The 11,844-nt window shown below is 29.3% G+C and carries 11 protein-coding genes and 3 pseudogenes; 6 read left to right on the forward strand and 8 right to left on the reverse strand.

Features of this window, described 5'->3' with window-relative positions; genetic code table 11:
- Positions 1-231: 231 nt before the first annotated feature.
- The 6 genes and pseudogenes from IAE51_RS11085 to IAE51_RS11110 form a co-directional block, all read right to left on the reverse strand.
- Entirely contained in the window at positions 232-423 is a 192-nt protein-coding gene (locus IAE51_RS11085) for a hypothetical protein (protein ID WP_200095477.1), read from the reverse strand.
- Positions 424-473: 50 nt separating this feature from the next.
- Positions 474-620 (reverse strand): hypothetical protein, encoded by a 147-nt coding sequence (locus IAE51_RS11090; protein WP_200095479.1) that lies wholly within the window; start codon positions 618-620, stop codon positions 474-476.
- A 2-nt stretch (positions 621-622) separates the two neighbouring features.
- Positions 623-862, reverse strand: a complete 240-nt coding sequence (locus IAE51_RS11095) for a hypothetical protein (RefSeq protein ID WP_200095481.1) — start codon at positions 860-862, stop codon at positions 623-625.
- A 97-nt stretch (positions 863-959) separates the two neighbouring features.
- Positions 960-1,751 carry a ParA family protein gene (locus IAE51_RS11100; protein WP_200095483.1) on the reverse strand — a complete coding sequence of 264 codons (792 nt, stop codon included), beginning with the start codon at positions 1,749-1,751 and terminating at the stop codon, positions 960-962.
- Between the two features lie 289 nt (positions 1,752-2,040).
- Positions 2,041-3,393 carry a replication initiation protein gene (locus IAE51_RS11105; RefSeq protein WP_200095485.1) on the reverse strand — a complete coding sequence of 451 codons (1,353 nt, stop codon included), beginning with the start codon at positions 3,391-3,393 and terminating at the stop codon, positions 2,041-2,043.
- A gap of 538 nt (positions 3,394-3,931) precedes the next feature.
- Positions 3,932-4,249 (reverse strand): annotated as a pseudogene (locus IAE51_RS11110) (helix-turn-helix transcriptional regulator); the annotation flags it as partial.
- A 35-nt stretch (positions 4,250-4,284) separates the two neighbouring features.
- On the opposite strand from IAE51_RS11110, the pseudogene ssb reads away from it, so the two are divergent.
- The 3 genes and pseudogenes from ssb to IAE51_RS11125 all read left to right on the forward strand — a co-directional run.
- Positions 4,285-4,693 (forward strand): annotated as a pseudogene (ssb, locus tag IAE51_RS11115) (single-stranded DNA-binding protein); the annotation flags it as partial.
- A gap of 153 nt (positions 4,694-4,846) precedes the next feature.
- The gene (locus tag IAE51_RS12350) at positions 4,847-4,948 is read left to right on the forward strand and encodes a putative holin-like toxin (protein ID WP_080613287.1); all 102 of its coding nucleotides are present in this window, start codon (positions 4,847-4,849) and stop codon (positions 4,946-4,948) included.
- A gap of 372 nt (positions 4,949-5,320) precedes the next feature.
- Entirely contained in the window at positions 5,321-5,779 is a 459-nt protein-coding gene (locus IAE51_RS11125; RefSeq protein ID WP_200095489.1) for a hypothetical protein, read from the forward strand.
- Positions 5,780-6,404: 625 nt separating this feature from the next.
- On the opposite strand, the pseudogene IAE51_RS11130 reads toward IAE51_RS11125, so the two are convergent.
- Positions 6,405-6,826: pseudogene (locus tag IAE51_RS11130) on the reverse strand (DDE-type integrase/transposase/recombinase); the annotation flags it as partial.
- 123 nt (positions 6,827-6,949) lie between these two features.
- Between IAE51_RS11130 and IAE51_RS11135 the strand changes: the two are divergent.
- The 3 genes from IAE51_RS11135 (at position 6,950) to IAE51_RS11145 (ending at position 11,222) form a co-directional block, all read left to right on the forward strand.
- On the forward strand, positions 6,950-8,425 hold the full coding sequence (locus IAE51_RS11135) for a helix-turn-helix domain-containing protein (RefSeq protein ID WP_200095491.1): 1,476 nt from the start codon (positions 6,950-6,952) through the stop codon (positions 8,423-8,425).
- 391 nt (positions 8,426-8,816) lie between these two features.
- Positions 8,817-10,196 (forward strand): glutamate decarboxylase, encoded by a 1,380-nt coding sequence (locus IAE51_RS11140; protein WP_200095493.1) that lies wholly within the window; start codon positions 8,817-8,819, stop codon positions 10,194-10,196.
- Between the two features lie 12 nt (positions 10,197-10,208).
- Positions 10,209-11,222: a choloylglycine hydrolase family protein gene (locus IAE51_RS11145; RefSeq protein WP_200095495.1), complete on the forward strand. Its 1,014-nt coding sequence runs from the start codon at positions 10,209-10,211 to the stop codon at positions 11,220-11,222.
- Positions 11,223-11,615: 393 nt separating this feature from the next.
- Here the strand turns inward: IAE51_RS11145 and IAE51_RS12260 are convergent.
- Positions 11,616-11,844: hypothetical protein (locus IAE51_RS12260; protein WP_233611069.1), on the reverse strand; the 229-nt coding region annotated here is incomplete at its 5' end.

Raw genomic sequence — 11,844 nt, forward strand, 5'->3', positions numbered from 1 at the left:
GAAGTCTTTGGTTTTGTCTCAGAATTTATCAATAATCAAGTGAGAATAAAATCAACAGATAAAATCTATCTCATATCCATTGAACAAATTATAAATATCTCATAAATAAAAATGGAGGGGCTAAATCTAGCCTCTCCATTTTTATTTTCTCTAATATTACTTCTACTGAAGAATAACTACGCTTTCCATTGCATCCCAACCACTTGAATACTATCAGATAGTTTGAGAATATTATTTTCCTCCATGAACTTTACCGACATCTCCTGCTTGTCTTACTATTTCAGTAAGCACATTTTGATAGTTGTCTATAAAACTAAGACGAATAGTTAAAGCAGGGTAATCACCTTCATCTATTTCTTTCTCCATCTTACTAAAAAGAGTTCTAAAACCAAAAATGTGTTCATTACCTGGTATCTTATTCAAATCTACTTTTAAAGTAAGTAAATCATCAAATGATTTAATATCATTTTGTTTTAATAGAAACTTAAAATGCTCAGAATTTCATCAACGTTTATCTCAGGTTTAGAAGTTATATCTAGTCCATCTTCTGCATCCCGAAGTAATGTTTGATACCGGTCAATTTCTCTTTGTTGTTGTTTGATTAATTCATCCTTATCCATTACTACAGTCCTTTTATAAGAGAATTTAGGAAGCTTGATGCTGAAGGAAAGCCCTGCTCCTTTGATACTGCAGTCAATTTTTTTCTCACGCTAGGTTGTAAGCTAAACGTATAATTTTGAGTTTTTTCTGTTGTGTCTTGATAACTAGGGATGGTTAATGCATCTTCTTCTTTGCTAATTACGTTATCAACAGGGGTACGCAATGCTTCAGTTATATTTTTATTATGTGGTTCAAACGCCATGATTTCTCCTTTTATGTATAATCGTAAATGTTATTCATACATATATGTACCTTTTATAAATATATGTGCCAAACGTGTTTGTACTTATAAATGCTTATTATATTTTTTCACTAATAGTTTCAAAACTTTTTGAAATTTCATCAAAGAATTTTTTCTGCTTTTGATAAACTTTTGTATCAAGTTTTAATTCAGCAATTGATTTTTTATCCAAAGTTGTTCTATTAAAGAGTTCCTTTTCTGGAATAATAGCAATGACATTCTCTTCGTCCTTAAGAGCTTCTAACAATTGTCTAGATGAACTTGTGTTATGTTTTACCATATTGGCAACATAATATAAATTCGCAGTGAAGTAAGATTTTCTAGTGTTGTAGTCAATAGCTTCTGTTTTTAAATCTTTCACTCTTTCTTCAAGATTAAATTTTGCATTATAACCGTGTTCACTAGGTGTTATTGGACTAATAATAGAATTACTTACTATAAGAGCATTTTTGGTTGCTGTTGAAAAATCTGGGTGAGTATCAATAATAATAAAGTCATATTGTTCTAAATTTACTCTTTCATAGTTATCTGCAAACCATAAATAGAGCAACATATTTTTATTAGTCTTATTTTCAATATCTCTTTCGATAGCATCTAATCTCATGTCGCCTGAAATTAAGTTTACATTATCCGAAATTTCATGGATTTTTACTTTACCTGAACCTCTGAAAATGTTTCCTACTGTCTCTTCGTTATCGTAAATATCATAGATTTGAGACAAATTACATTGATGGTCTAAATCAATAAAAAGTACATTCTTTCCTGATTTTGCAAGCCATTCCCCATAATTATAAGCTAGTGTGGTCTTACCAACTCCACCTTTGATGGCTGAGAACGTTACAATTTTCATTTTCACTCCTTTATTTATACGTATACTTAACACACATAAGTATCATTACAACTCAAATAATTATATATATTATTTATGCTAGTGACTATATTCAACAAGTATACCTATACGTATACTTGTTATTTATACCTTTATAATAACATAAAAAAATATATTCGTCAAGCATGAGTATACGTATATACCATGTGTATACTTATGCTTAATGTGATAATTACATGTAATGCTTATTAGATGAAGCGGTAAAATAATAAGCATACGTATTAATTATACATATACATATGCTTATTATTTATGATTTATTCCACGGCCCCTCCATAGGTATATAAAAATCAGAAGAACTATCAACAATTAATCTATGGATATTTTGAGCTTTATAAGTTTTTAGGAATGCTCTGTATTCTGAAAATTTGTTTCCGAAAACTACGCTCGGTCTAAAATTATTACTCATTTGAGGACTATCAAACTTCCAGTCAATTGCTTTCATTTCAGCCACTTGCAGCAATTCATCAATCGCAACACCACTTTCAAGTAACTTATGAATTGGTTGAAGAAGCTGTACATCATCTGGCTCGAATTGAATATCATAATAATTTGGCTGATGTTTAATTATTCCATTTTCATCTAAAACAAAATTTGCATTTGATAAGTAATTAAAGTATTCTAATACCATTCTTGCTTCGTTTAAAAATGGACTGGCTGTACCAGGAGAAGAAGTACGAGAATTCATAGATATATGATTACTGCCTGATAAATCAGCATTAAACGGCGAAAATGTAAATTCGATAGACTGTATTCTTCGGCCAGATGTGTGATAAATGTAATCTAAATTTTTAACAATTTGAGTACCTTCAGGAGTAGTTAATTCAGATATTTCTTTAACTGCAGTTTCTAAATATTTTTTCCTATTTTTTCTGAGATCAAATACCTCTTTATTGTTAAAAGAATCTTCTTGAGTTTTCAATATTTTTAGTATTTTTTTATCAAAATCATCTATTCTCATTTTTGTGCCTTTTGGGAAACTCCTAAACTCGCTTATAAAGCGATAGACACGTTTAGAATATTTAGACGGCAGACTATTGTTGATTCCTCTGTTATATTGTAAATGCTTGACTGTTCTCCAATCTTTGGAATTGATTAAGTCATATACATATAGTGGCTTATCAATCACATGCCCTTTTGCATCAACTTGTTCAGAACTGATTTGAGCATTAGATATTGTGAGTTTTACTTCTTTTTTACTTCCGTCAAAATCAATTACACTAAATATATTTATTGTTTTCCACGATTTAGGAGTACCATCATCGTTAGTTTCTCTAACTTGATAATATGAAAAATTTTTTAATGCTTCGTTTAAATCATACATTATTTTTTGTAGCCGTTTACCATTGTAGAGCGATTTTACACCATTTTTACGTGTTACCCACAATCCACCTAACTCTGCTAATTCCTGATAAGAAAATGTTACAGGTTCACTCCCGTTATAACGGTCTCTCAGCTCTCCAAGAATGGCATAAGTAATATTCTCACTCGCGGCATTTATATCCTCCGTAGAGAACATCTCAGGCAACTGACGACTGTATTTAATATCTTTTCTAAATTTATCTTCACTATAAAGTTCGTCAAGTAAATCGTAACTTTGCATTTTCAACCCCTTTATCAGTATCAAATCTGATTCAATCGTAAAAATTGTGTATTTTTCGTTCGCTATATAGAAGAAAGACAGTAAATCAAATATAACATACAACATTTTTACGATTTAACTCTTGTTTTTATTAATATACACTAATTTTTAATTCTTGTCTAGTAATAAAACAACATTTTTACGATTTAGAGCAACATTTTTACGACACAAGCAACATTTTTACGATTATATGCAATATTTTTACGGCGTATATACACAAAAATTACTCCCTAATGCGCAATTTTTACGACATACGTACACAATTTTTACTCCTCAGAACAACATTTTTACTCCTCAGAACAACATTTTTACTCCTTAGTACAACATTTTTACGATATTTATGGCTGTAAACCCTATGGTTAAGCCATAAAATTGCCCCTTAACTGTAACTGTAACTATAACTTTTATATATAACTATTAACTTATTGTTATTAATAATATAACTTACAGAGTTTTTACTAAATAATAAAAAAGGAGCTAAAGCTCCCCAATATTTAATTTATAAAAAATCTTTTTCAATGGGAGTAAAAGCATCAACAACTTTTCCAATGATTCTAGTGTTTTCATTTCTTGGTAAAAGAATATCAGGAAATAATCTGTTCCCTTCAAAATCTTCATCATCATTCAAAGAAACAAGCCTAATAATTTCATCTTCCATATAAACTGATTTAATATATGCTAGTCCTCTTTCAATATCATCTACTGCATATATTCCTCCAGGAATATCAACACAGTTCTGATACCTAATTAAAGCTATTTGACCGTAATGATAATCAGGTTCCATTGAGTTACCTCTTATGATAATTGCACGATCATGTTTGACTTTTTGATTCCAATAGACTACTTCTTTACCTTACGTATACACCCCAAAATCAAGCTGTAACTACTTTTTCCCTAACTGTAAACCGCCAATTCAAAAATGCAAACGGAGATCGTGAGGCTGATTTCATTAATTGTGTCATCTGGCGTCAACAAGCCGAAAACTTAGCCAACTGGGCTAAAAAAGGCGATTTGATTGGCATTACTGGTCGTATTCAAACACGTAACTACGAAAATCAACAAGGACAACGTGTATATGTGACTGAATTTGTGGCGGACAGTTTCCAAATGCTAGAAAGTCGTCAGGAAAGAGGAAAATGTACCCACTCCATCGCCTTCAGCAACTCAAAGTAATCAAAAACAAAGTTTCCCTGCAGATAGCCATGATCCATTTGCGAACTCTGAACCAATTAACATTCAAGATGATGATCTACCATTCTAAAATAAAAGGCATGTACAAGTTTTTATAGCTTGTACATGCCTTTTTTGTTATAATGATATCAGAGAAAGTTTATAGCGGTTGGCTGAGTAAAGAAAGAGGGGTGATGCAATGTTAATGGGTTAAACCCTATCAAACTAGAAAGGCTAGATTTTTTTGAGCGTTTACAATGCAATCTCACTCATGCTTCTTTTTGGCATGTTTGTACTTGCACTGATTACTCTTGTAATAACAATAGTAAAAAGCATAAAAAAATAGACCCGCTAAACTTTTGACGAAGTAAGGTCTATTTTAAAGGTTTTAACGAAGTCAACCGTCTTAAATGGTCTCTATGGAGCTTGTTAGTGCAAGCTCTTTTTCTTTACACTTATTATAACATATTATTGTCTGTATTTGAATAGTAATTGTCTTTTAAATCATGTTAGTTTTATCATTTTGTCCCTTTTATGTCGGTATTATTATTGATAAAATGTATCTATCAGCTGATAACAAAATTCTAAAAGGGATAAGAAAAATGACAAAACATTCACACTTACAGAAGTAGCAAAAGCAGCGATTCAAGATTATAGAATCAACTCAGGAGAACCAACTGCAGTTTTAGATCGTGTTTCAAAAAAGATTAAAAGATATGTGGAGGGAAAATATGGGAAAGGAACAGAAATTACAGAAGAAATAAAGAATGATATTAATTCATGGAGCGGCCTATCTACCTATTTTAAAGACCAAACTGAGCGAGATTGGAAAGGTAAAAAATATTTCGAAGCATTAGCTGATAAAATGACAGAGGAAATAGAAGAATGGGTTCAAGGCCAATTTTCTGTTGATTCTCAAGACCCTACAATTAAAGAGATTGAACATGAAATTAATCAAAACTTTGAAAATAATAAAATGGCATTAATGGATAAAATTATGTTTAAAACCTATCTCTTTACTGATGATAATAACTACAAAGAAGATTATAAAATTATTATCCAAAATAACTTTGGTAAAGATATATTGAGTTACGCAAAAAAAGAATTTTTTAATAAATATTTTGACACAAAACTTTTTTCAGATGACTTTATCAATTACTTTAATCGATATGGATGATCCATTCAACGTTAGAATCACTCCTGAAATGGCTGAAGCGGTCGACGGATTAGGTCAAGATAATAATTATAAAGAATATTTGAAGAAATAATCACCCAAAAAAATTTTTTTACTTAATTATAAAAACAAAAAAGTATATTCTAACGAATCGTGTGTGAAATTAGAATATACTTTTTGCTTATGTTTATGGCTCTTTAAAAGTACCATAAAATTTGAGGATAAACAACTCATATTTCCTTAAAAAATTACTTGGTATTTTAATTAAAAACGCTCTAATTTTATAATGTTATTATCATAAAAACCGATTTTTTGCGGATTTCCACCCTCTATAAATATTAAATCGCTCAACAGTGCGGTTTTCGCTTGCTATAAGTGTACGAAAAATCTAAATTTTTTCCGAAAATCATATAAAACTTACACTTTTTCAACTAATGAGACTTCTTAGAAAATATTTTAGGATTGTACAAAGTTGCCCCTTTAACTTTTCTTTTTTTTTTAATTTTTTTTCTTCTATCTTTACGATACACCATACGACAAAAATCACAATAGTCTTGGTAGCCTTCCGTGTATTTTGCTTTAGCCCAAAATTCAGAATCACAATTTTTAAAAATCTTCTTTTGGGGCTTTGTTGTATAAATTGCTCGACCTTGTAATGAACTTCCTGAATTGAGTGATAAGTTCTCCGATTAGTCTCTCGCTGTTTCAGGTATTTGAAAAAGACCTCAATCACGGTATTATCATAAGGATAACCAGGTTTGGAGTAAGAAGCAATCAACTGATGCTCATCTAATAGCTTTCTGAAGGAAGTTGATTTAAATTGACTTCCTTGATCAGAATGAAAAATAATTGGTTGTTTAGGTTTTCTCTTGCTTAGAGCAATCTCTAAGGTGTCACAGGAAATCCTATCACTTACTTATTTTCTAGAATAGAGGTCAAGAATAGTACAGAGGTAAACATGATGTCTATACTGAATAGAACTATAAGTAAAGCCAGTGTCCAAACTTTATTAGGAGCTTCAAGATTAAAGTTCTGTTTAAGCAACTTGTCTAATATATTTTTATAAGGCGAAATAAAAATATATTCAATTTTTTTAACACTATAAAATCAAAAAAGTATTTTTGTGATAAAATATGTAACATAATAAAAAAAAAAGAATTGAAAGGGATATTTATGGAGCATAAAATATACAATTTACTTGAGAAAAAAAACAAAATTATTTGTGATTTAATTGATTCAATAAGTTTAACAAAAAATTATACTACAATAGATTTTATTGCAAATGCTTTGCTGCTAAATCATAGAAGTATTCAGCGCTATATCAATGAATTATCAGATATTGTCAATTCTTTTAATCTTGAGAATAGCGGAAATATTATATTGGAATATACCAAGTTTAAAGGAGTAAAAATAAATTATTTCGATCGTTCTTCAGATGATTTAAAAAAATTTATATTAAAAAAAGACCTAACAATAAACATATTTTTGGATTTAATATATTCTCGTATATCTACTATTCAATCCTATTCTATGAAAAAATTTTTATCTGAAAATCTTATTAGAAAATCTATAAAGATTATAAATTCCTATACAACGGAGTTTTCTGTGAATACTACTACACGAGAACCTTTTTTTATTGGAGAAGAGATTAATATTAGATTATTTATGTTTGTTTTTTTATGGGAATTATTTAAAAGTTCTCCTTGGCCATTTGATTTTATAAGTGAAATGAAAACATATAAATCAGTAGATTTTGTTTCGAAAGAAGCAAGAATCAATTTTTCGCTCATTCATCAAAAACAGTTTGCTTATCTAATTGCCATAAATAACTTAAGGTCTCGTAAACATTATTATATTAATAAGAAAGATGAATGGAGCGATTATGTTAATATAAAATACTTAAAAGAAAATACTTTTTTTAAAACTGGTACTCAAGAATACATCAAAAATAATGAAGGGGAAGTGTACTTTTATTTATTATTAATTCAAGCAAAATCTAAATTTTATACTTCAGAGAAATTAAAAAGTAGAATTTTTGATTATCATAAAAAAACAAATTCAGATATACTTAGACTAACAAATTTATGTATAAAAACTTTTACTGATTTATTTTTTCCTATTCCAGCTAAATATTATGAATTTATATTTATATACATATTCTCCATCAACATTTATTGTCGAATTTTTAAAGATATACAAGTAGATATAGATGGTTATTCATTTACTCCTGAATCTAGATATCACAAAAAATTATTAAATAAACTAAGTATATTTTTAAATAAATTATATATTCTCACTAATGATCCCATTTTTTTAAATAAAGAATTTTTGATTACAAAATATTATCTCATGATTAGTTTTTTCCAAAATATTATTGATTATGAAGAAGTCATAAAAATAAGTATAACGTCTGATCTTCCTTTATTGATTAGAGCTCAACTTCAAAAAGAAATCTATAATAGTTTTTCCTCAATATTTAACATCCATTTTATTAATAATGAATATGAGAATCCGGACCTTATTTTAACCAATTTCCAAACTCTTTATAAAGAACAGTACGTTTGTCCAATTTCTTATCCATTAACTGAATATAACATTAAAGTAATTGAAAAACACATTATGAAAATAATTAATGACAGGACTGACTAGTATATAATAATAAGGACGAATGTTCTATACTTTTTTAAATTAATTTCTCTGATTCAAAGCGATTTATAGTGGGGTACAAACAGTATTATTGTCAATTTTATCGCTCGATATATATTAATTTTTCTTGGCTAGGGGCTAACAATTACACATAGGTAAACGAATGGTTAGCTTATGTTTAAGATATTAAAGTTATAGGTTGGAGTTTTTTTAGTTGGTAAAGAAAGATTTTATAATTTATCAAATATAAAAAACTGTATATGACGGTACCGTATATTATCCATAAAATATGTCTTTATAAAAGACAAATTTTATGGATAAAAAATATAAATAAAAAGTAAAATAGATATTGTTGAGATCAACACCATTTAATTATCAGAGGAGGTAACAATTTATGGGTATAGATAACATATACCAGCCTATTTTTGGATCAAAGGCTTCCAAAGAGAATGTAATTTTGAAAAAAATTCGTAAAGAAAGTTTAGATTCAACATTAGCTTATCGTTTGGTTAAGGATCAACTAATTAATGAAGGTAATGCTAGACAAAATATGGCAACTTTTTGTCAAACGTACATGGAACCTGAAGCCACAAAATTAATGTCTGAGACATTTGAAAAAAATGCAATCGACAAAACTGAGTATCCAAGTACAGCCAAAATAGAGCAAGCTTGTATTGATATCATTGGTGATCTATGGAATGTTCCAGATGGAGATAAAATGATTGGGACATCTACGGTTGGATCTAGTGAAGCATGTATGCTTGGTGGATTAGCAATGAAATTCAAATGGCGAGAAGAAGCTAAAATTAGAGGAATTGATATAAATAAAAAGAAGCCTAATCTAGTCATTTCATCTGGTTATCAAGTTTGTTGGGAAAAGTTCTGTGTATATTGGGATATAGAAATGCGAACAGTTCCAATGGATCAAGAACATATGAGTATCAATACAGAAAAAGTACTAGATTATGTTGATGATTATACGATAGGTATTGTAGGTATACTTGGTATTACTTATACTGGTAAGTATGATAATATAAAAGAGTTAGATAAAAAAGTAGATGAATTCAATAAAATGAATAAGCGTAGTCTAGGAATTCATGTAGATGGAGCAAGTGGAGCCATGTTTGCCCCATTTACCAGCCCTGAGTTAGAGTGGGATTTTCGTTTAAAAAATGTAGTATCTATTAATACATCTGGTCATAAATATGGTTTAGTATACCCAGGAGTAGGTTGGATAATTTGGCGAGATAAGAAATTTTTGCCTGAAGATCTTATTTTTAATGTAAGTTATTTGGGCGGAGAAATGCCAACCATGGCACTAAATTTTTCTAGAAGTGCTAGTCAAGTAATTGGCCAATATTATAATTTTTATAGATTCGGATTCAATGGATATAGAGATATACATTTAAGGACAAGGAATGTCGCGAAGAAAATTTCTTCTGCAATTGAAGAATTAGGTATATTTGAAATATATAATGACGGTGATAATTTACCGATTGTTTGTTATCGTCTAAAGCCAAAAGTGAAAGTCAATTGGAATTTGTATGATCTAGCGGATAGATTACAAATGAAAGGGTGGCAAGTTCCAGCATATCCATTACCAGAAGATTTAGACAAGATATTAATTCAAAGATTTGTTTGCAGAGGAGACTTTGGCATGAATATGGCTAGTGCTCTGATTGAAGATATTAAGATAGCTGTTGCAGAACTTAATGATGCAAACGTTTCTATGCACCAAAAAGAAAAAATTCATAGTCATGGATTTACACACTAAAAGGAGAAAAATATGTGTACAAGCATTTATACAGAAACAAAAGATAGTAAGCATTTATTAGCAAGAACAATGGATTTTTCTTATGAATTAGATCCACAAATTGTTTTTCTTCCTCGCAATCATAAATGGACTCCAAGTTCAGAAAATAAATCATTCGTTAACAAATACGGATTTGTAGGTTCTGGAAAAAATTTGGACGGTAGTTATTTTGTAGCTGACGGTGTCAACGAAAAGGGACTATCAGCCGCAGAACTTTACTTACCAGGGGAAGCAGTATACCATGATGATAAATCAAGTGAAAAAATTAATTTAGCCTCTCATGAATTTATTATATGGCTATTAGGAAATTTTGAATCAATTGAAGAATTAACATCAGCTTTAAAAACAGTACAATTAATGAATGTATCAGTTCCAGTACTTAATATATTAACTCCACTTCATTGGATTATTACAGATAAATCAGGTAAATCTGTTGTTATCGAACCAACAGATTTGAATAAACCTTTGACTATTAAGGAAAATCCAATAGGTGTCATGACCAATACTCCTAAATTAGAATGGCATATTGAAAATTTACGTAATTACTTACATGTTCAACCTAAGCAATACTCGCCTAAAAAATACGGAGAGTTTGAAGCAAAACCTTTTTCTCAAGGGACAGGTACATTAGGCTTACCTGGAGGCTACACCCCTCCAGAAAGATTTGTAAGGGCAACATTCTTTAAAGAAAATATTAAAGAAGCTAACGATGAACTTGAGGGCGTTCATAATTCACTAGAAATTTTATCTACAGTTAAGATACCCAAAAATGTAGTAATCACAGCAGATGATCAATCCGACTATTCACAGTATATTATTGTAATGTGCAATGAAACAGGATCTGTTTATCTCCAAAATTATGGAACAAATGAAATTAGTAAAGTTTCATTAACTCCCGAGTTACTATCTAGTGATCAAGTAGTAGAATTTAAAACCAAAAATTCTTTAACCATTACAAATTTGAATGAAAGAGGAAACTATAAATGATTTGCTCTCAAAAAATCAAGTATAAAATACTTGATTTTTTGTTATTGTGAATAAAGTTGGAAAAATTGAATTAGACTCAACTCATTCAGTTGATTTTATACTTTCTATATTTTGCATGACAAGGGTTATGACTCATTCAAATTTTACTAAAACTAATCACAAAAAATTAAAAATTTTCATCAAGTGTTATATTTTTTAATGGTTCAAATGAATCCCTCATGAATTTAACAATTAAATCGGATACTATAAATTATAATATTAGAAAGCTTATAAATACTTGAAAATGTCTTAATTAGGGACTTAAATAAGTTTGGCATTTCCTATTATTATCGTCTCATCCTAAGCCTTATATCCTGGTTTATTTAGCACAATTAAAGTTAAGCTAATATTATTTCATCCTAAAGATAGGCTTTCTATTACATCTATAGGGAGTGTTTTATAAAATCTATCAATTTTTAGGTAAGAACTCAAACTAAAGAGTATTTTGAATAAGAAAATCATTTTTAGCTGAGATTTTAGGTAAATTAGAACATTATACCATTCAAGGACAAAAGAATAAAAAACAATTAGGGGTTCTGTTGCGAAGTTTCCCATAAATCCTATTTTATTGTAAAATGGAGAA

The sequence above is a fragment of the Lactococcus sp. S64 genome, from assembly GCF_016516525.1.
GTDB lineage: Bacteria > Bacillota > Bacilli > Lactobacillales > Streptococcaceae > Lactococcus > Lactococcus lactis.

What these genes read in the sequence shown, in the direction of transcription:
- IAE51_RS11090 (WP_200095479.1), bottom strand. Translation starts at nt 620, where the DNA reads ATGGATAAGGATGAATTAATCAAACAACAACAAAGAGAAATTGACCGG.
- IAE51_RS11105 (WP_200095485.1), bottom strand. Translation starts at nt 3,393, where the DNA reads ATGCAAAGTTACGATTTACTTGACGAACTTTATAGTGAAGATAAATTT.
- IAE51_RS11100 (WP_200095483.1), bottom strand. Translation starts at nt 1,751, where the DNA reads ATGAAAATTGTAACGTTCTCAGCCATCAAAGGTGGAGTTGGTAAGACC.
- IAE51_RS11145 (WP_200095495.1), top strand. Translation starts at nt 10,209, where the DNA reads ATGTGTACAAGCATTTATACAGAAACAAAAGATAGTAAGCATTTATTA.
- IAE51_RS11140 (WP_200095493.1), top strand. Translation starts at nt 8,817, where the DNA reads ATGGGTATAGATAACATATACCAGCCTATTTTTGGATCAAAGGCTTCC.
- IAE51_RS11095 (WP_200095481.1), bottom strand. Translation starts at nt 862, where the DNA reads ATGGCGTTTGAACCACATAATAAAAATATAACTGAAGCATTGCGTACC.
- IAE51_RS11135 (WP_200095491.1), top strand. Translation starts at nt 6,950, where the DNA reads ATGGAGCATAAAATATACAATTTACTTGAGAAAAAAAACAAAATTATT.